Below are 19,710 nucleotides of genomic sequence, written 5' to 3' on the forward strand. Positions count from 1 at the left end.
GGGCCGGTCCCGACGGGCTGCCCGAAAGAAAGCTGATGCCCCATGCCCTCCTATCGTGCGGAGCTGACTCCGCAGATGCTGCAGTACGCCGAGAAGTTCGACGACCGGGGTGAGATCCGGTGGCTGCCCTACCTGATGTACTTTCACGCAGCCGGCCACGCCTCGGATGTGGTGAACACCGACCACCTGGGGTTCCGGCTCTCCCAGGGCGGCGGCCGGCAGGCGTCGGCCGGCGGGCAACTGCCCGGGGGGCCGGTCCGGTTGATCGCCGGAAGCTCCACGGTGTTCGGCATCGGGGCGTCCTCCGATGCGGCGACCCTGGCATCCCGGCTCTGGTCGCAGCACGCCCCTGAGCTGCCCTGGCTGAACTTCGGCGGGCGCAGCTTCAACTCGACCCAGGAACTGCTGCTGTTCGTCCTCTACCGGCACCTGCTGCCGCAGGTGGAGGAGATCGTCCTGTTCAGCGGATTCAACAATCTGGGCCTGGCCCGGCTGCCCCGCTGGATGCAGGGCGACAACGGCGCCTTCTTCAACGGGCACGACTACTTCGACCAGGTCGAGGAGGCGCAGGCCAAGCAGCGCCGGGCGGCCGGACTCTCCCGGCGGGCCTCCCGCAAGGCCACGGAACGAGGGCCCGCGGAGCTGAGCGTCCCGGACCTGTCCACCCAGATCGAGGAAGCCGCCGCACTGACGCTCCGACACCTCGCCACCTGGAAGCTCCTCGCCCAGGGCATGGGGGCCCGTCTCAGCTTCGTCCTGCAGCCGCTCGCCCCCTGGGTGCGCGAACGGCCCGCGGAGCAGGAGCGGTTGCTGTTCGAGGAGTTGGACGGCATCTCCAACTTCAGTCAGGCCTACGGCGACATCTGCACCATCGAGGCCGGGCGGCGCTACGCCCAGGAACTTCGACTGGGCTGCGAGAAGGCCGACGTGCGCTTCCTGGACATCAACCCGATCCTCGGCGAGGCGGCAGGCGCCGACGACTGGGTGTTCGTGGACCGAATCCACTTCACCGATCCAGGCCATGACCTCGTCGCAGGACTGCTCACGGAGCACCTCGGCCTGCGCTGAGGCAGACAAGGGAGAAAAGGAACCCATGGGAACCATTCGCAGACTCATCGATGCCCTGTTCCGGCGCGGACGCAGGAAGAAGCGCGCAGACGACGCGTCCATCTACCCGATGTTCTAACCGGAGGCACCCGGAGGAGACGACTTCATGCCCCCAAAGACCGCGTGGCCCGACCCCTCGAAGGGCCGCTCCGCAAAGCTCGACCGGACACGGGCGCGCACTGCCTACGCCGCTTTCGCCGACCCGGAGGACACCCAGGCCGAGGCAGTGCCGCTGGCTGAGATCCGGGCTGAGCTGGAGCGGTCGGGCGTCGAGGGACCGACCACTCCGGACCTCGCCGAACTGTGCGGCCAAGCCGGCACATGGTCGCGCCAGGAGGCGCTCCGGTACCGGGAGTTGGCCGCACGAGCCGCGGCGGAGGACGCAGGGCTGCTGCTCGCGCAGTCCGCGGCGCTCGGTTGCGCACCGCTCGCGTTGCTCTCGGGGGCGTGGCTGCAGTGGTTGAGCGGTATGGCCAACGCTGACGAGGCATCAGCCCTGGCCGCCCTCACCCTCTATGCCTCCGATGTCGGTGTGGGACACCCCCGCAACTCCCGCGGGGCCGCATACCTGCAGGTGCTGCAGGCACTTCAGGTCGCCGAGTTCGCGGTACCCGCCGCGCGCACCGCACTCGATCTGCGGATCGGGGACGAGGCGTTCTCCTTGCCGGCACTGCTGCTCCTGATGGGCAGAAGGCCCGACGACCTTCATCCGGAGATCCTCGGGGCCGACCTGTGCCTGCGCCGGGTCGGCCTGCTCCCTCCGCTTGTCGCGGTGATGACGGCCCTCCCCGCCGCCGCCTGGGACGTCCTGGACCCCGGACAGGCCCGGAGCCACGAGCCGCACGGCGGTACCGCCGCATGCCAGGCCGCGATAACGGCCCTCTGCACCGCAGTCGAGGACGACCGGGATGCGGGCCGCCGGGTCGCCGCCGGGTTCAGCTGGGCGTTCACCGCCCTCCGTGCATGGAACGAGGGGCTCCACGCCGAGCTCGTCGACGTGTTCGACCCGGCTCGGCAGGCAGCGGAACTGATCCGGATCAGGGCCAGGGAGGGATCCCAGTACCACCAGAAGTTCAAGCTCGCAGGAAGGCAGCTGTCGAGCTGGTTGCAGGAGGCCCGGACCGACCCCTTCCCGCTGCTCGCCGAACTCGCGAAGAGCAGTCTGGTGAAGCCGGGGCGGCCCGATCGCAGCCCTCTGGTGAACGGGCTGGTCAGCGAGCGCGGTTCGATGTTCCGGGTCTTCAGCGAGGCCGACCTGGCTGTCCTCCGCCGGTGGATCGGCTCGCTGCCGACCAGCGATGGAGAAGGCACCACTGCTCGTGCCGCGGACGGGCGGGCCCGCTCCGGAGGCGAGCGCCCCGGGTCCGGTGGGTTCGATCTGCCGCTGGAGGGCGGGAGTCCGGCTGACGGGACGGCTCCTGCGGACCTGCGGGAGGCGTACTTCCTGCTGCAACGCCGGGGCCAGCAGCCGGCTGTGCGGCGCTACGCCCTGCAGTACGTGCACGGATGGCTCGGTCGCGCGCGCCACGGTCTGGCGCGGACCGACTGCGCACTGCCGCCGCGCTGGCCGGAGGAGGGGCTTCGGCCCTGGCTCGCCGAACAGCACGATCGGCATGCCGAGCAGTTCGAGGCGACGGCTGAGGCGGAGCTGCCGTCCCGGGAGGAACTGATCGAGTCGACCGTTCAGCTGGCTCCGCTCACCATGATCGACGGCGCTTGGCTGCAGGGCTTCACCGACTACGAGCTGGCTTCCTCCGACATCGGCCACTCCCTCTTCGAGACCTACTGGGACGAACTGGGAAACGGCCGGCTCGCGCTCAACCACCCGCTGATCTACCGGGAGCTGGTGGCAGGCATGGGAGTGGAACTGCCACCGACCGGATCGGTGGAGTTCGCCCGCTGGCCCGGGTTCCTGGACAGTTCCTTCGAGCTCCCGGTGTTCTGGTTGAGCATCGGACGGTTCCCGCAGACCTTCCAGCCCGAGGTGCTCGGCCTGAACCTCGCCATGGAGCTCTCAGGAGTCGGTGGAACCTACCGGCGCGCCAGGCTGGGACTGCGCAAGTACGGCTTCAGCACGCGTTTCGTCGACATTCACAACACCATCGACAACGTCGCGACCGGGCATTCCGCCTGGGCGGCCGACGCCATCGACAGTTTCATGTCCGCTGCGGCGTCGAACGGTGGCGGACTCGCACGTGACGCTGCCTGGGGCCGGATCAGGGAGGGCTACCGCTCCCTCAATCCGCCCACCGGAATCCACGCCCGGCTGGCGGACCGACGTGCCAGACGCGTGAGCAGAAGTCGTTGACCCAGAAGTCGTTGACCGGCAAGAGGAAGGGAATGCGCTATGTCTGATCTGGTCCTTGGTATCTCAGCCTTCTACCACGACAGTTCGGCTGCCCTGGTCGTGGACGGGGTCACCGTCGCGGCGGCCCAGGAGGAGCGCTTCAGTCGCAAGCGGCACGATGCCGGCTTCCCCGCACAGGCGGTGCGCTACTGCCTGGACCAGGCCGGAGTGTCGATGGACGAGGTCTCCGCGGTCGCCTACTACGAGGATCCGGCGCTGAAGTTCCGTCGGGTACTGGCGACCTACCTCGGTGCGGCCCCGCGCGGCCTCGCCTCCTTCCAGGACACCCTGCCGGGGTGGCTGACCGACAAGCGCCGAACCGTCGACACGGTACGGCGCAACCTGGAGGACCTCGGCCTCGGCCGGGTTCCCGCGGTCCAGCCGCGGCGCCACCACGAGTCCCACGCGGCGTCGGCGTTCTTCCCGAGCCCCTATGCGTCCGCTGCGGTCCTGTGTGTCGACGGCGTCGGCGAATGGGCCACGACCACGCTGTGGCACGGCATCGGGGACAGCCTGAAGCCGCTGTCGGAGATCAGGTTCCCGCATTCGCTGGGACTGCTCTACTCCGCCTTCACCTACTTCTGCGGCTTCAAGGTCGACTCCGGTGAGTACAAGCTGATGGGCCTGGCTCCGTACGGCACCCCGCGCTATGCCGCGCTGATCCGCGAGAAGCTGATCGACATCAAGCCGGACGGCTCGTTCCGGCTGGACATGCGCTACTTCGAGTACCTCTCCGGTCAGGTGATGACCGGCCGGGGGTTCGAACGGCTCTTTGACGGCCCGCGCAGGCAGCCGGAGGCACCGCTCACCGCGCGCGAGTTCGATCTGGCCGCCTCGATCCAGGAGGTGACCGAGGAGGTCGTGCTGCTGCTGGCCCGCACGGCCGGCCGGCTCACCGGGGAGTCACGGCTCTGCCTGGCCGGCGGCGTGGCCCTGAACTGCGTCGCCAACGGCAGGATCATCCAGGAACGGATCTTCGACGAAGTCTGGATCCAGCCGGCCGCCGGCGACGCGGGCGGAGCCCTGGGCGCCGCGCTGACCGTGGCCCTGGAGCGGGGCGCGTCGCGCACGCACCTGGGTACCGGACGTGACGCGATGTCGGGATCGCTCCTCGGTCCCTCCTACGGGGATGACGAGATCCGCGGATTCCTCGACAGCCGAGGCGCCGCCTACCGCAAGGCCGCCTCCGAGGAGATGCCCGGCGCGGTGGCCGACCGACTCGCGCAGGGCGCCATCGTCGGCTGGTTCCAGGGCCGGATGGAGTTCGGGCCGCGCGCACTCGGCGCGCGCTCGATCCTCGGTGACCCGCGCGACACCGAGATGCAGTCGGCGATGAACCTCAAGATCAAGTTCCGTGAGTCCTTCCGCCCGTTCGCCCCCTCGGTGCTGCGCGAGGACGCGAAGGACTACTTCGACCTCGACCAGGAGAGCCCCTACATGCTGGTGGTGGCGGGGGTGGCCGCGGCGCAGCGGGTGGAGAGCGACGACAACGACGGCGTGAGCGGCCTGGACCTGCTCCGGGTGCGTCGCTCGACCATCCCCGCGGTCACCCACGTGGATCACTCGGCCCGGGTCCAGACAGTGACCGACGAGAGCAATCCGGCCTACTTCCGACTGCTGTCGGCCTTCAAGGAGCGGACCGGCTGCCCGGTCCTGGTGAACACCTCGTTCAACGTACGCGGAGAACCGATCGTGAACTCTCCCGAGGAGGCCTACACCTGCTTCATGCGCACCGACATCGACGTGCTGGTCCTGGGCGACTTCCTGCTCGAGAAGGCGGACCAGCCGGACTGGGCCGAGGCGCAGGACTGGCGTGAGGCCATCCCGTTGGACTGACCGACGCCGGAGCAGCCGGACCGTCCGCCCGACCTGACGTCGAACCAGATCGAGGAGCCTTCCCATGCGTGTACTGCTGTGCTTTGTCTACTTCCTGCTGGTGGTCCCGGCGGGGGTGGCCAGTCGTCTGATCCGGGACCCGCTCGCGCGGCGTTGGGACCCGCGGGCCGAGACCTACTGGGTCACCAGCGGCGGCAACGCCGTGGGCGGGCGGGCCGCCCGATGAACGAGTCCTCGGCCGGCATCGGATCCGGCCACGGCGGAGCGCTCGCCTTCGTGGAGAGCAACCTCACCGGCACCGGCATGCAGGCGCTGCGGCTGGCCCGCGATCTGGGGCTGCGCATCCTGTTCCTGACCTCGGACCTGGAGCGCTACTCGGTCGACCCGGACACGGCGCGCACGATCGGGGAGATCGCCGACGAGATCCTCATCTGTGACACGCAGAGCCCGGAAGCGATCGAGAAGGTGCTCCTCGATTCGGTCGTTCCGGTGCGGGGCGTCATGACCGTGATGGAGTACTACGTCCCCACCACGGCGGCCGCGGCCCGGCGGCTGGGCCTGCCCGGGATCGATCCACTGGCGGCCGGGATCGCCAGGGACAAGCTGAAGACACGGGTCCGCTGCGCGGAGCGGGGGGTGCCGGTGCCCGGTTTCCGCTTCGTCAGGGACGCCGCCGAGGTGGACGCCGCCCTGGCCGAGTTCGGCCTGCCCTGCGTGGTGAAGCCGGTGGACGAGTCGGCGAGCATCGGCGTGGCGCTGTGCCGGACGCGGCAGGACGCAGTGGAGCGGATCGCCGCGATGGCGGCAAGCACCACGAACTCCAAGGGTCAGCCCCGGGTGCCCGGCGGACTCGTCGAGGAGTGCCTGTTCGGACACGAGGTCAGCGTGGAGACCTTCACCTTCGACGGCAGCACGACCGTCCTCGGCGTCACCGACAAGCTGCTGGGACCCACGCCGCACTTCGTCGAGTTGGGCCACACCTTCCCGTCCACCCTCGGCGAGGGGGCGCGGGCCGCGGCGGAACTGGCGGTCGCCGCGCTGGACGCGATCGGCTTCGACTTCGGCCCGGCCCACGTCGAGGTGAAGCTGACGGCGCAGGGGCCGGTGCTGATCGAGATCAACGCGAGGACCGGCGGTGACTTCATCCCCGATCTGGTCCACCACGCGATCGGGGTGCCCCTGCTGGAACGCTCGATCGTGGCGCACAGCGGGGGCCGCCCCGACCTGACGCCCACCCGCGCGGGCGGTGCCGCGATCCGCTTCCTGGCCGGCCGCTCCGGGACGGTCGACTCCGTGCCCGACACCCGGGTCCTGGACAGGTTCCCCGCTCTGGTCGCCTTCCAGCTCAAGGCCGCCCCGGGGCGGGAGACCAGGTGGCCGCTCAACAGCCATGACCGGCTGGGCCATGTGATGACCAGCGCCGACACCCCCCAGGAGGCTGCCGTCGTCGCGGACGCGGCGCTGAGCCACCTCGCGGTCACCTACCGCGAGTCCTGATCCGAACCGAGCCGAAGCAAGGAGTAACCCGTGACGACCACCCAGATGCTCGACGTCAGCGATGTTGACGTCCTGCTCGGGGGACTCCTCACACCGTGCGACACCGACCTGGTGGAGCGCTGGGGCGTCCGGCTGGCCGCCGGCGGGACGCCCGAGGAACTGATCACCCGCAGACTGCTGGCCAAGACCTTTCGCAAGTCCCCGCTGGACCGTCAGGTCGCCGGCCGGGTCGAGCAGGTCGTCTCGTACACGGTCCGACGCGGGCAGCCGCTGCGGCTGCTGGTTCCGTTCGGCGGGTACAAGAGCCCCTCGTCACCGGAGTACCCCTCGGCCGGGTGGGCGGAACTCTTCGCGGTCGCCGGACTGTGCGAACTCGTCTCCCCGATCTGCGCACTCCACCCGGCCGGGGCCGTCATCGAGTTCTGCTCCGACGAAGCTCTCGTGCCCAGGCTCACCGGGGCCGACCCGCAGACGCTGCGGACCTACCGGAACGCCTTCGACGAGGTGCTCCGCACCGTGGCCCGGGACCAGGCACCGAATCTGAAGCTACGCCAGACATTCGTCAGGCACGCCTACGACATCGACGACCTGACGACTCGGATGCAGAGCCTCGGGCGGCGGCTCGAGACCGAGTGGTTCCCGACGCTCCCGGCCGCCGACCAGGAGCGGTTGCTGCGCGGTGCGGCGAACAACGACTTCCACGCCGTGGACGGGAGGACCGGGCGCTCTCCGGAGGCACTGCGCCGCAGCGTCTGCGAACACCAGGCGTACCTGGAGATCGACAACCGCGAGCGGGCCCACCAGCTCTACCGGTCGGACACCGTCCCGATCGCGCTGCGCCGCGGCATCCCCGGCTGGCTGCACCTGGGCAGCAACCGTCGGAGCGCGACCCAGTTCTGGATGGGCTACGGGCTGTTCGACCTGACGGCAGGCCACCGGCCGGCGGCGCACATCCTGCCCCCGCGCAGGGCGGCCGCCGTCCTGCCGCGGATCCGCCACCTCCCCAATCCGCGGTCCACCAGCCCGGGCCTGGACCGGCTCCCGGTCCTGACGGCCGGGGCGGCGACACCACCACATGACTACTGCGCGGCCACGCCGCGTCGGACAAGGAGCCTCCGATGATCGTCCGTTCACTGGACCGGGCGAAGATGAGCTGGTCCTACGAGATGGACCTGCAGGACCTGCTGTCCGCGACCGATGTGGAGGGGATGCCGTTCGGATCGGTCTTCGGGTCCGTTCCGGCCCGCAGCGTGTCCAAGCGCCATTCCCACCACGACGGCGAGATGTTCGTCGTCCTCGACGGCGAGGCGACCGTCGTGGTGGACGCGGAGGAGCAGCTGCTGGTGCGCGGCGACGTGGTCTGCCTCCCACCCTTCTCGGTCCACGAGATCCGGAACGACTCGGAAGCACCTTTCGACCTCGTCTCGGTCTACTGGGAGGACATCCCCGCCGCGGTCTCGGTCCTGCGCCGCAGCCCGGCCCGGCAGCGCCTGCCGCAGCGCACACTGGTCTTCTGCCCGCCGCCGACCCCCAACGGGGGCCTGCACCTCGGTCATCTGGCCGGTCCGTACGTTCGGGCCGACCTCTACGCACGGGCGCTGCGGTCCATGGGCTGCGACGCCCGGCTGATCACCGGTACCGACGACCACCAGTCCTACGTCAGCGTGGCAGCCCGGCTCACCGGGTCCACCGGCACGGAGGTGGCCCGCAAGGAGGGCGACGCCGTGGTGGCCACGCTCGCCGATGCCGGGGTCCACCCGACCCGGCTCACCCGTCCGGTGCACGAACCCGACCACCACAGCTCCGTCCGGGCCCTGCTCGGCCGGCTGTCGGCGGCTGAGGGAGTGGCCACCCGCTCCGAGCCGACGGCGTACTGCGGTGCCTGCCGGACCTCACTGCACCAGGCCTTCGCGAGAGGGGACTGCGCACGCTGCGGAGCCGGCAGCGACGGCGAGATCTGCGAGGCCTGCGGCTTCCCCAACGAGGCCAGGGAACTGCACGGGGTGCGCTGCCGCCTGTGCGGGGCCGCTGCCGAGGTACGGGTCGAGGAGGCGCTCTGGCTCGACCTGGCCCACTACCAGGACCGCCTCCGGACCTACCTCGGAAGCACCGTCGGCGGTCCGGACCTGCGAGCCCTCGCGGAATCGCTGCTCGACGACGAGGCCGGACTGCGGCCCTACCGGTTGACCCGCAGCACCGACTGGGGGATCGACTGGCCGAGCGGATCCGCCGAGGCGGAAGGCGCAGTGGCACGGGTGGACGCCTGGGTGGACCTGGCCCTGACCTTCCTCCTCGCGGCACAGCGCGAGCGCGAGCACGAGGCGGAGCCGTTCGAGACGGCCCTGTTCCTCGGCTACGACAACAGCTACTACTACGCGATCCTGCTCCCGGTGCTCGCCATCGCCCTCGGCCTGGAACACCTCCTGCCGACCTCGTTCGTCACCAACAGGTTCCTGCAGCTCGACGGGGAGAAGTTCTCCACCAGCAGGGGTCATGCCCTCTGGGCCGACGAGGCCCTGACCCGGGTGGGACCCGACGCGGTGCGGGCCGCGCTGATGCGGCACGCCCCCGAAGGGGCGGAGTCCTCCATCTCCAAGGAGGAAGGTGCGCGGCTCGGCCAGGATCCGCTGGTCGAGGGCGCCCGCGAGTGGATCGACGGATTCGCGCCGCTGGTCCAACGCTTCGGTCCCGAGGTACCGGGCACCGGCGCCTGGACCGATGCCCATCGCGAGTTCTACCGGAGCGTCAACTCCCTCACCGGCCAACTGGACGGAGCGCTGGTGCCGGGCGCCTTCAGCGCCCGCGCCTACGTACGAGGTCTGGAAGGGCTGCTCGACCGAGCCCAGCGCTTCCGGGCGACGGAGGGGCCGCTGCGCGCGACCCCCTCGTTCCAGGAGGAGGCACGCACCAGCCTGGCGCTGGAGTTCCTCGCGGCCAAGGCGTTCGCGGCGCTCGCGTGGCCGGTGCTGCCCGAGACGGCCTCCCGGCTCTGGACCGCGCTGGGGCTGTCCGGTGAGCCGGTTCGCGAGCAGGAGTGGTCGTTCCTGCCGCCCGGCCACCGTGTCGCGGCGCCGTCCGGCTTCGGGAGCCCGGTCGGTGGCGGATGACGGCCGGCGCCGGCCGCCCTGCGGTGATCGTCGTGGGTGCCGGCATCATCGGGGCGGCCACGGCCCAGCAGCTGACCGCCCGAGGGGCGGCCACGGTGATCGTCGACCGGGCCGACGCACCGGCGAGAGGGGCCACCGGCAGTTCCGGCGGGATGGTCAGGGCCTTCGACCCCGACCCGACCGTCGCGGCACTGGCGTCGGCCAGCCTGCGCATCTACGCGGACGGCAGCCAGTGGGCGGACGGATCGTCACCGCTGCGACGGGTCGGAGCGGTGACGATCGCGGACTCCGCAGCCGCGCCCGTGCTCCGGGCCGCTGCGCGCCGGCTCGGACTCGGGGCCGCGGCGGTGTCGTCCGCCGAGGAGCTGCTCGGCGTCCGCACCGCCGGCGGAGTGGGCCTGGTCGAGCCGGACGCCGGCTGGATCGACCCGGTCCGGGCCACCAGGGACTGGTTGGGTCGAGCATGCCGGGCGGGCGCGACCGCCCGTTTCGGCCATGCGGTCGTCCGGGTCACCACCGAGCAGGGGAGGCCCGGTGTGGAACTGGACGACGGCACCGCTCTGACCGCGGACGCCGTGGTACTCGCGCTCGGGGCCTGGGCGGCGCAACCGGTGCCCGGACTGCGCGAGCCGACCGTGCTGCGCACCCGCTCCATCCAGATCAGCACGGTGCGCCGGGGGCAGGAGGCCGGCCGGGCCGGTCATGCGAGCTTCGTGGATCTGCGAACCGGCGCCTATGGGAGGCCGATCGACGAGGAGAGCTCCCTGATCGGCCTGCCGCACGAGGTCTGGGACGTCGACCCGGCCGACAGGCACCGGCCGTCGGTGCCGCACACGACCAGGACCAGGGAAGCCGTGGCGGTGAACCTTCCCTGGGCCGGCCAGGCACCCCTGCTCACCACGGTCCGCTCCTATGACGGCTACACGTCGAGTACCGAGGTGCTTCGGCCGACCGGCAACAGCGGGGTCTGGAGCGTCCGCGGCTGGAGCGGCGGGGGAGTGAAGGTCGCCCCGGCCGTCGGACGCCTCGTGGCCGAGCGGGTCCTGAGTCAGGTTCGAACCCCTAGCTGAAAGATTCAGAGCACATGCAAACGCACAACGTGTACGACGTCGTCGGCATCGGTTTCGGCCCCGCGAACCTGGCACTCGCCATCGCGGCGGAGGAGGCGGACAGCGGGCTCCGGATGCGCTTCGTCGAGCGTCAGCAGACCCCCTCCTGGCAGAGCGCCATGCTCCTGGACGGCTCCGACATCCAGAACCACCCGCTGCGGGACCTGGTGTCGCTGCGCAACCCGCGCAGCAGGTACAGCTTCACCAACTTCCTGCATGAGCACGGAAGGCTGCTGGAACACCTCAACCTGCCGCTGGAGTTCCCGCTGCGCAAGGAGTACGCCCAGTACATCGGCTGGGCCGCAGGGTTCTTCGGCCACCTCGTCGACTACGGAACCGAGGTGTCCTCGATAGCGGTGCGGACGGCCGACGAGGGCAGTCCGATGTACCAGGTCTCCACGCTGTCCGGAGAGGCGCTCTTCGGACGCTCGATCGTGCTCGCCCCGGGCCGGTCGCCGTACATCCCGGAGCCGTTCGTCGGCCTGGAGTCCTCCCGCGTCTTCCACCTGACCCGCTACCTTCCGTCGCTGCGGCTGCTTGGCGACAGTCATCCGCAGAACGTGGCGGTCATCGGCGGGAGCCAGAGTGCGGTCGAGCTGACGCTCGACCTGATGCGCCGTTACCCGCGGGCGAGGATCACCATGTACGTCCGCTCCTTCGCCCTTCGGCTCAAGGACACGAGCCCTTTCAGCGAGGAGGGCTACTTCCCCGGGTTCACCGCCCGCTACCACGCACTGCCGCGAGCCCGGAAGGACGAGCTCGACGCCTACCTGCGCCCCACCAACTACTCGGCCTCCGACGGCGACGTGCTGGCCGAGCTCTATGCGCACATCTACGAGCAGCGGATCGATCAGGGGCAGCGGGTCTTCGTCCGAGGCAGCCGCGAGGTGCTCGACGCGAGCGAGTCGGGCGACGCCGTCCGGCTCCGGGTGGGTGACCTGGACACCCAGGAAACGGAGGAGGTCGACCACGACCTGGTCGTACTCGCCACCGGATTCCGTGACCTCGGCCCGGGGCCGCACCAGGACCGGGTGCCCCCGCTGCTCCAGGGGCTGGCCGACCGGTTCGCCTTCGACAACGACGGATACGCGCTGGTGGAGGCCGACTACACGCTCGCCTCGCTGTCCCCGGAGACCCCGCCCGCGATCCTCAACGGACTGTGTGAGTCCTCGCACGGGATCGGTGACGCAGGATCCTTCAGCCTGCTGTCGCTCCGGGCCCAGAGCATTCTCGAGGGCCTGCACAAGCGGCTCGACCGGTGACTGCGGAACTGGTCTGCCGCCGGACCGCCGCCCATGTGCTCGGTGCCGGGATGCTGCTGGCACCCCTGGTGGCAGCAGGGCTCGCGAACGGGCGGGACACGGCCGCATGGGTGGTGCAACTGGGAGCGGGGACGGCCCTGTGCGGGATCCTGGCGCTGTTCACCCACGAGCGCTACCCGGCCGGGGGAGCGAAACCGCCCGGCTCCTTCCCCGAGCTGCTCGACGACGTGCTCGGCAGCGCCGCGGGTCGGGCCGTACGGATCGCCCTGGTACCGGCGTTCGCCGCCGGGCAGGCCGCGATCGTCTGGTTCATCATCGGATTCGCCGAGGCGACCCTCCCGCAGGACGTCCCCGGCGCGCCATCCCTGTGGTGGGCCTTGGGCCTGGCCGCGGCAGCCTGCGTCGGCGTGACTCTGCTGCCCCGCAGCGGGGCCGGGGCACTGAGGTTCAGACCCCTGGTGGCGGTGGTGGTCGCGGTGGCCGCCGCGGTGTGGGCGCAGCCCTGGTCACTGCCGACGGGAGCGGCGGGATTCTGGCCCGCCGCGTCAGTGCTGTTCTTCGCCGGCTACGGGTGGGAGAGCGTGGTCGCCCACTCCGCGCTGCCCGGACTCACTCGCAGGGAACTGCTGCGCGGCGTGGCCGGGGCGGCGGCCGTGGTGTCCACGGTCTACCTGGTTCTGGTCGCCCTGTGCCACGGCAACCGCACCGGGGGCGGCCTGCCTCCCGGCGGGCGCCGGCTCCTCTGCGGAGCGGTGGCCTGTCTGCTGCTGACGTACTGCGCCACCAACCTGCGCGCTGTGTCCATGACGGCGCGGGAGGTCCTGCCCCAGACGGCCACGCGAGGTGTGGCACCAGCCCTGGTGGGCCTGGCGTTCTGCTTCTTCCTGCTGGTGGGACGGGGTGACGTCGGGCGGCTGCTGATGGTGCCCGCCACAGCCGTCGGTGCGGCCTACGCACTCGGGGCTGTCGCGGTGCTGCGCCGCGGCAGTGCCCCCCTCCGCTGGGCTGCCGCACCGCTCCTGCTGCTGTTCGTCCTCCTGGTGATCGCGGCAGGGCGATACCTGCTGCTTCGACGCTGACAAGGAATACCTCGTGAACACAGACGTGCTCTTGCCACAGAAGTTCGGCTACTCCACCGACCGAGCCGACCTGGAGTCAGAGGTTCGCACCTACTCGCGGTCATGGCCGACCGTCTTCACCCAGGCGGCGGGCAGTCGGCTTCGCGACCTCGACGGGCGGAGCTACCTGGACTTCTTCGCCGGTGCCGGAGCTCTCAACTACGGGCACAACAACCCGGTGCTGAAAGCCCGTCTCCTGGAGTACCTGGCCGGCGACGGGGTGGTCCACAGCCTCGACACCATGACCGAGGCGAAGCAGGGCTTCCTCGACTCCCTCCACGACCGGGTGCTCAGACCGCGCGACTTGGACTACAAGGTGCAGTTCACCGGGCCCACCGGAACCAACGCGGTGGAGGCGGCGCTCAAACTCGCCCGCAAGGTGACGGGCCGTCAGTCCGTGGTCGCGTTCACCAGGGGTTTCCACGGTATGAGCCTGGGCGCGCTGGCGCTCACCGGCAACGCCTCGAAGCGGGCCGCAGCCGGAGTGCCGCTCGGCCATGTGCTGAGGATTCCGTACGAGGGCCAGCGCGTGCCCGGGCTGGACCTGCTCGCTGACCTGCTCCGGGACGCGGGCAGTGGGGTGGAGCTCCCCGCCGCAGTGGTCGTCGAGACGGTTCAGGGCGAGGGCGGCGTCAACGTGGCCAGCAGCGCCTGGCTCCGGACGCTGGCCACACTGTGCGAGGCGTGGGGGATGCTGCTCATCGTCGACGACATCCAGGCCGGCTGCGGTCGGACCGGCGAGTTCTTCAGCTTCGAAGCAGCCGGCCTGCACCCCGACATCGTCTGCCTCTCCAAGTCGATCAGCGGGTACGGGCTGCCGATGGCGATCACGCTGTTCAAGCGGGAGTTGGACCTCTGGCAGCCGGGGGAGCACAACGGAACCTTCCGTGGGAACAACCTCGCCTTCGTGACCGCCACCGCAGCCCTGGACCTGTACTGGCAGGACTCGGGTCTGCAGGAGTCCACCAGGCGCAAGGCCGACGTGGTCGCCGGAGCACTGGGCGAGATGGCTGATCGTCATGCCGGACTCGGGGCCCGGCACCGGGGGCGGGGCCTCTTCTGGGGGATCGAGTTCGACGATCCCGGGCTGGCGGTGCGGATCGCACGCTCCGCCTTCCGGCGTGGCCTGCTGGTGGAGACGGCAGGGCCCCGGGACGAGGTGGTCAAGCTGCTGCCGCCGCTCACCGTGAGCGACGAGGACCTGCGGGAGGGACTCGACGTGCTTGCCGAGGCAGTTGACGAGAATGCCGAGTAGGGCGTCCGAGTCCAGCCTGACCAGGGAGCGGGATGCGGGTGACCTCCGGGTCCGGCGGCAGGTTCTCGTGGTGCTCTTCAGCACCCTGCTGTATCGCACGGCGACCGGCATGGGTCCGTTGGCGATTCTGGTCACGGTGACCGGGCGGCAGTCTTTGGCGGTCGCCTCCGTCGCGCTGACCTGCTGGACCCTGGCGGGGGCAGCGGGGCAACCGGCCTGGGTGGCATCGTGCGAGCGATGGGGGCACGGCAGGACGTTGGCTTCCCTCGGAGTGCTGACGGCTGCCTTCCACGCCTCGGTGGGACTCGTCCACGGGCCGGCGCTCACGGTCGGAGCGGCCACGCTGGCTGGTCTGACGCTGCCTCCGGTGACGGCCAAGGCACGCGCTCTGCTCGCGGAACTCCTCCCGGGTCCGGAACGGGAGCGGGCGTTCTCCACCGAATCGGCTCTCGCCAGCCTGGCCTTCGTCATCGCTCCGCTCATCGTCGGGGCGTCGCGTGCACTGGTCGAGATGGGGCCGGTCCTCGCCTCGGGCGCGCTGTTGGTTTCGGTGAGTCTGCTGTACGTCCGCGTGGGGCGCGGGGCCGCTCGGATCGGCGGAGGACCAGAGGTCGCGGCGAACTCCGGGGAACCTGATGATCGAAGCCCGGCCGACGCGCCGAGGACCGCCTCCCAGTGGCTGCCTGCCGTAATCCTGGTGGCGGCGGGCGGTGCCTGCTACGGCATGCTCGCCTGCATCGAGGTGGCGGTCGTGGCAAGGTTCCACGACCCTACGGCAGCGGCGTCGATGCTGTGCGGCTGGTCGCTGGCCTCTCTGCTGGGAGGGCTCGGGGCGACCCGCTGGATCGGGGTGCATTGGGTGCGCTGGGCCGTTCTCGCCGTCTCGCCGGTTGCCTACTTCCTGATGGCGGCCTTCGGGATGCACAGCGGCGTGGTGTTCGCCGCGGTTCTCGCCCTGAGCGGCATCGCCGTCTCGCCCACACTCGGCCTCATCACATCGCAACTCGCGCAGGTGACCCATCGGGCGATCAGGCCGAGTGCCTTTGCCTGGCTGCAGAGCAGTTCGTGGATCGGCGCCTCGGCGGCGACGACGGCAGCCGGGCTGCTGGCCACCACCCGCCTGGACGGTGTGCTGGTCCTCGCCGGGGTTCTGGCGCTGGCTGTCCTGGCAGCACTGTCCCTATCCGGGCGTGGCGGAACGTCAGAGATTCGGTGAGAAAAGATCATCCGACCGGGCCGGGGACCAGGGCCGCCATGGCGGCCTGGCCGAGGCTTCCGGCCTCGCGAATCGACCTCCAGTCCCCGGGCTCGCGGGCGGCTACGCCGGCGGCCTGCTCGGCGCGGGCGGCCAGCAGGGGGACGAGTTCGGGGTCGAGGGTGTAGTTCATGGGAAGTGGTTCGCTTTCCACAGGTGGACGGATGGGTGGGCACCGAAGTGGCGCACGCGGGCCGGCGGGCCGGTCCGCGTGCGCCGCGGGCCTCGGGCGGGCCGGACACGGCGGTGTCCGTCAGTACGGGGAGGGCTGGTTGCGGATCACGGCGAGGCTGACGATCTTGCCGTCGCGCACGCTGAAGTAGTCCGACATCACCAGCTCGGCCGGCAGGTCGGTCTTGTCGTAGGTCCCGTCGTAGCGCGAGCGCACGATGGTCTGGCCGTAGTGCGCGACGACCTCGATCGGCTCCATCGTGACGTGGTCGCCGATCATCTCCTTCTCGGCCCAGGCCCGGATGGCTGCGATACCGCTGATCTCACGGCGCGCGTCGTTGACGTAGGCGTCCTCGGCGAAGGCGGCGACCATCCGGTCCAGGTCGAAGGCGTTGACCGCCGCCAGGTACTCGGCGACGACGGGCGGCAGGGCGGTGCTCGTGGGCGTGTTCATCGTTTCGGCTCCCTTCGGCCGGCGGCCCGGTCCGACCGCCTGCACCCAGGCTCGCGCGTGCTCCCACGAGAGGTGCAAGCCCCGCGCGCGTCCGTGCATCTCCCCCTGGGGGAGGTGGCACAGTGGCAGGCATGGACGCGACACTGCCGATCGGGGACTTCGCCAGGTCCACGCACCTGAGCGTGAAGACGCTGCGCTACTACCACCAGGTGGGCCTGCTGGAACCGGACGAGGTGGACCGGCACACCGGCCACCGCTACTACACCACCGCGCAGATCCCGACCGCGCAGATCATCCGCCGCTTCCGCGCCCTGGACATGCCGGTCGAGCAGATCGCCAAGGTGCTGGCCGCCCCCGACCTCGACACCCGCAACGCGCTGCTGGCCGCACACCTGAACCAGATGGAGCAGCAGTTGGCGCGCAGCCAGTCTGCGGTCGCCTCGCTGCGCGACCTGCTCACCGGCCCGCCGGGCGGCACCCGGGCCGAGATCGGGCGCCGCAGCGTTCCGGCCATGCCGGGGGCTGCGGTCACCGAGACGGTGGACGTCGCCGAGGCGTTGACCTGGTACCAGGGTGCGCTCGGTGAGATCTACGCGACGCTCGACGCCCAGGGACTGGCCGCTGACGCACCGGCTGGCGGGATCTTCAGTACCGACCTGTTCACCCACGGGCACGGACCGGCGACGATCTTCGTACCCTGCGCCGGACCGCTGCGCCCCATCGGCCGGGTCGACGCGCTGGTCATCCCGGCAGTGGAGTTGGCGACGATCGTGCACCGCGGCCCGCATACGAATATCGACCTGGCTTACGGAGCCCTGGGCACGTACGTCGCTGAACATGCCCTCGCCGTGGACGGCCCGATCCGCGAGTACTACCCCGTCGGGCGCCACGAGAGCGCAGAGGCGGCCGAGTGGCGCACCGAGATCTGCTGGCCGATCTTCCACACCGGACCGTCGCCCGACGAACCCGCAGCACGTACGAACGAAGGCGGCGATTGAGAGCCGTCCGGCCGATCACGTGATTGTCTCCTCATCGAGTCGAGGAACGCTTGCCTCTACAGGCGGGCTACGATCTCTTCGTCTATCAGGGCTGTGATAGAGGTTCGCTGGGAGCCGCCCCCTTCTACATGGGCAGTTACGGTTACCACCGCTTCCTTGTCCGGGGAGATGATGCAGAGCTGGCCGTAGAGGCCTGCCATTTTGTACGTCTTCTCCCCAGAGGTGCACCAGACGCCGAGGCCGTAGCTGTCCGAGAGGCGGAAGCCTTCGTCTGTGGGGTCCTGCATGGTCGGGACGGTCTCTGTCGCGATTCGTGCGCAGTATTCGGCGGGGACCAGCTGGCGGCCCTCGTGGCGGCCCTCGTCGAGCAGGAGGCGGCCGAAGCGGGCCAGTTCGGGCGTCCTCAGGTGGAGGGCGGTCTCCGCCACCGGGTGGCCGAGGGGGCAGGTGTGCCACTGGGGGTTGTGGATGCCCAGCGGGGTGAAGAGGCGGGGCAGCAGGTAGTCGCGGACGTTGGCGCCGGTCGCGGCGCGCAGGGCGCGGGCCGCTATGTACGGGCCGATGCCGGTGTAGCTGAAATACGTGCCGGGCTTGTGCGCGAGCGGGGTCGCGAAGAAGTCAGCGGCCAGGTCGGGGACCACGACGGGGTCGTAGGCGGACCAGAAGTACGGGCTGCCGGACGTCATCATCAGCAAGTGCCGGAGCGTGACCTGGTCCAGGCCGGGCGCGGCAGAGCCGGCCAGCTCGGGGTAGTACGTGAGGGCGGGGTCGTCCAGGGCGAGGCGACCCTCGGCTTCGGCGATGCCGAGCGCTACGGAGGTAAAGGTCTTCGAGACGGACCGCACGTCGACCCGGTCGTCCGAGCGGAGCCTGCGTTCGACCGGCTCGGCACCGCGGCGGTAGATGTGCACTCCGTAGAGTTGCATGCCCTCTCGCTCGGCGGACCGGACCAGAGCGTCAATGAGTTCTCGCATGGCGGGAAGCCTAATAGCGGGGTCTGACATTCCCGGCCGTCTGCGCCGCGTCACCATGGCCCCGCCCGGATGGACCGGTGTCTGGCTCTGCTCAGTTGAGTTCAGGGCCGGTGCCGGAAGGGGGCGAGCGTGGCGCGCACGAGACTGGCGCGCACGCATGCCGATCCTCCAGCTACGCCAGCACCTGGCGGTGATCGCCCAGTTCGACCCCGACTGGGGCGCCGCCGAACTGACGGGCCGGGGTTGGAGGTGCGGGGCGGCCACGAGCATGAGGCACCTCGACCCTGCATTGCCCCGGGAGGGGTGGCCGCTGTTGACGCGGTGCGCGGGTGCCTCGCCGCGTGGGGCAGCGGGGGCACCCGCGTCGGTCACGACGGCAGGGCAGATGTCACCGCTCTGCGCGGTCGTGGTGGGCGGCGACCTGGCAGACGGCTTCGGCGACGGTGGGGGCGTCCTTCTTCAGGATCGTGTCGTGGTTGCTGGCGACCTTGGCGCTGATCTCGATGTTCGGGTTGCCGGCGACCACCCCGTCGAGGCTGGCGCGGATCCGTTCCTGTTCGTCGCCCTTGCTTCCCAGGGACGTTCCCGAGGCGACCACGTATCGCGTCGGGACGGTGATGGTGTCCAGTACGGGACCCAACTCGCGCCTGCGGGCGAGCCTGCCGAGTTCGATGTTGCAGTCCGCCATCTGTGCGGCGGTCATCCGCGGGGTCAGGCCGGTCGGGCGCAGCAGCGGCATGAACAGGTTCAGCCGGCGGAAGGTCCTGCGGATCCGCTGCTCCATGGACTGGTCCAGCCAGTCGTGCGGTTGGGCGCCCTCCACCAGGACCGCGCCCAGGGCGCGGTCGGGGTTGCGGCCGGCCCAGTGCGCCGCGACGAACGCCCCGTAGGACCAGCCCACCACCAGCACCCGGTCCACCTCCCTGGCCGCGAGCACGGCGTCGACGTCACGGACGACGGCCTCGAAGGAGTAGTCGGCCGAACGCTTCGACTTCCTGCCGCGGGCCCGCTCGTCGTAGGTGATGTGCCGCCACCCGGTGCCCAACTCGGCGATGACGTGCCGCCAGTACCCCTGGGTGGCGAACTGGCCGTTGAGGTAGACCACGGGGATGCCGGGGCCGCTGGTGTCGGTGACGGCCAGGGCCGTGTCGTCGACCGGGACCATGCCGGTCCACGCCGGGACGGTCGGGGAGGTGGTGTTCGTCGCCATGTGTCTCTCC

General features: G+C 70.5%; 17 protein-coding genes. 13 read left to right on the top strand and 4 right to left on the bottom strand.

From position 1 onward, the window contains the following. The first annotated feature begins 42 nt into the window (after positions 1–42). The 12 genes from IF29_RS0133130 to IF29_RS0133190 all read left to right on the top strand — a co-directional run bounded on the left by IF29_RS0133130 (position 43) and on the right by IF29_RS0133190 (position 15,854). The gene (locus IF29_RS0133130; protein ID WP_030262888.1) at positions 43–1,068 is read left to right on the top strand and encodes an SGNH/GDSL hydrolase family protein; all 1,026 of its coding nucleotides are present in this window, start codon (positions 43–45) and stop codon (positions 1,066–1,068) included. Positions 1,069–1,213: 145 nt separating this feature from the next. Continuing rightward, positions 1,214–3,415 carry an iron-containing redox enzyme family protein gene (locus IF29_RS0133140; RefSeq protein ID WP_030262891.1) on the top strand — a complete coding sequence of 734 codons (2,202 nt, stop codon included), beginning with the start codon at positions 1,214–1,216 and terminating at the stop codon, positions 3,413–3,415. A gap of 39 nt (positions 3,416–3,454) precedes the next feature. Beyond that, positions 3,455–5,290, top strand: coding sequence for a carbamoyltransferase family protein (locus tag IF29_RS0133145; RefSeq protein WP_030262895.1), 1,836 nt, complete (start codon positions 3,455–3,457; stop codon positions 5,288–5,290). Positions 5,291–5,354: 64 nt separating this feature from the next. Continuing rightward, positions 5,355–5,516, top strand: a complete 162-nt coding sequence (locus IF29_RS47100) for a hypothetical protein (protein WP_198037626.1) — start codon at positions 5,355–5,357, stop codon at positions 5,514–5,516. Continuing rightward, a complete protein-coding gene (locus IF29_RS0133155; protein WP_051726347.1) occupies positions 5,513–6,787 on the top strand; it encodes an ATP-grasp domain-containing protein in 1,275 nt (424 codons plus the stop codon). The genes IF29_RS47100 and IF29_RS0133155 overlap by 4 nt, the downstream gene beginning before the upstream one ends. Positions 6,788–6,817: 30 nt before the next feature. Next, positions 6,818–7,909, top strand: coding sequence for a hypothetical protein (locus IF29_RS0133160; protein ID WP_030262901.1), 1,092 nt, complete (start codon positions 6,818–6,820; stop codon positions 7,907–7,909). Further along, entirely contained in the window at positions 7,906–9,894 is a 1,989-nt protein-coding gene (locus tag IF29_RS0133165) for a class I tRNA ligase family protein (protein WP_030262904.1), read from the top strand. The genes IF29_RS0133160 and IF29_RS0133165 overlap by 4 nt, the downstream gene beginning before the upstream one ends. Further along, the gene (locus IF29_RS0133170; RefSeq protein ID WP_030262907.1) at positions 9,891–10,964 is read left to right on the top strand and encodes an FAD-dependent oxidoreductase; all 1,074 of its coding nucleotides are present in this window, start codon (positions 9,891–9,893) and stop codon (positions 10,962–10,964) included. The genes IF29_RS0133165 and IF29_RS0133170 overlap by 4 nt, the downstream gene beginning before the upstream one ends. A 14-nt stretch (positions 10,965–10,978) precedes the next feature. Next, a complete protein-coding gene (locus tag IF29_RS0133175) occupies positions 10,979–12,265 on the top strand; it encodes a SidA/IucD/PvdA family monooxygenase (RefSeq protein WP_030262909.1) in 1,287 nt (428 codons plus the stop codon). After that, complete coding sequence (locus tag IF29_RS0133180) at positions 12,262–13,344, top strand: hypothetical protein (protein WP_030262913.1); 1,083 nt, start codon at positions 12,262–12,264, stop codon at positions 13,342–13,344. The genes IF29_RS0133175 and IF29_RS0133180 overlap by 4 nt, the downstream gene beginning before the upstream one ends. Before the next feature lie 13 nt (positions 13,345–13,357). Beyond that, a complete protein-coding gene (ectB, locus tag IF29_RS0133185) occupies positions 13,358–14,638 on the top strand; it encodes a diaminobutyrate--2-oxoglutarate transaminase (protein WP_232242704.1) in 1,281 nt (426 codons plus the stop codon). Between the two features lie 70 nt (positions 14,639–14,708). After that, positions 14,709–15,854 (top strand): MFS transporter, encoded by a 1,146-nt coding sequence (locus IF29_RS0133190; protein WP_157624045.1) that lies wholly within the window; start codon positions 14,709–14,711, stop codon positions 15,852–15,854. Positions 15,855–15,861: 7 nt separating this feature from the next. Here the strand turns inward: IF29_RS0133190 and IF29_RS46395 are convergent, their stop codons facing one another. Together IF29_RS46395 and IF29_RS0133200 are read right to left on the bottom strand one after the other, a co-directional pair. Further along, on the bottom strand, positions 15,862–16,026 hold the full coding sequence (locus tag IF29_RS46395; RefSeq protein ID WP_198037627.1) for a hypothetical protein: 165 nt from the start codon (positions 16,024–16,026) through the stop codon (positions 15,862–15,864). A gap of 120 nt (positions 16,027–16,146) precedes the next feature. Next, on the bottom strand, positions 16,147–16,518 hold the full coding sequence (locus IF29_RS0133200; protein ID WP_030262922.1) for a nuclear transport factor 2 family protein: 372 nt from the start codon (positions 16,516–16,518) through the stop codon (positions 16,147–16,149). Between the two features lie 131 nt (positions 16,519–16,649). Here IF29_RS0133200 and IF29_RS0133205 point away from each other — a divergent pair, with 131 nt between their 5' ends. Then, positions 16,650–17,516 (top strand): MerR family transcriptional regulator, encoded by an 867-nt coding sequence (locus IF29_RS0133205; protein WP_030262924.1) that lies wholly within the window; start codon positions 16,650–16,652, stop codon positions 17,514–17,516. Between the two features lie 56 nt (positions 17,517–17,572). Here the strand turns inward: IF29_RS0133205 and IF29_RS0133210 are convergent, their stop codons facing one another. Then, positions 17,573–18,490, bottom strand: coding sequence for a serine hydrolase domain-containing protein (locus IF29_RS0133210; RefSeq protein WP_037597517.1), 918 nt, complete (start codon positions 18,488–18,490; stop codon positions 17,573–17,575). A gap of 388 nt (positions 18,491–18,878) precedes the next feature. Further along, positions 18,879–19,700: an alpha/beta fold hydrolase gene (locus IF29_RS0133215; protein ID WP_030262929.1), complete on the bottom strand. Its 822-nt coding sequence runs from the start codon at positions 19,698–19,700 to the stop codon at positions 18,879–18,881. Positions 19,701–19,710 lie beyond the last annotated feature (10 nt).

It is taken from the genome of Streptacidiphilus jeojiense, from assembly GCF_000719095.1.
In the GTDB taxonomy this organism is placed as follows: Bacteria; Actinomycetota; Actinomycetes; order Streptomycetales; family Streptomycetaceae; genus Streptacidiphilus; species Streptacidiphilus jeojiensis.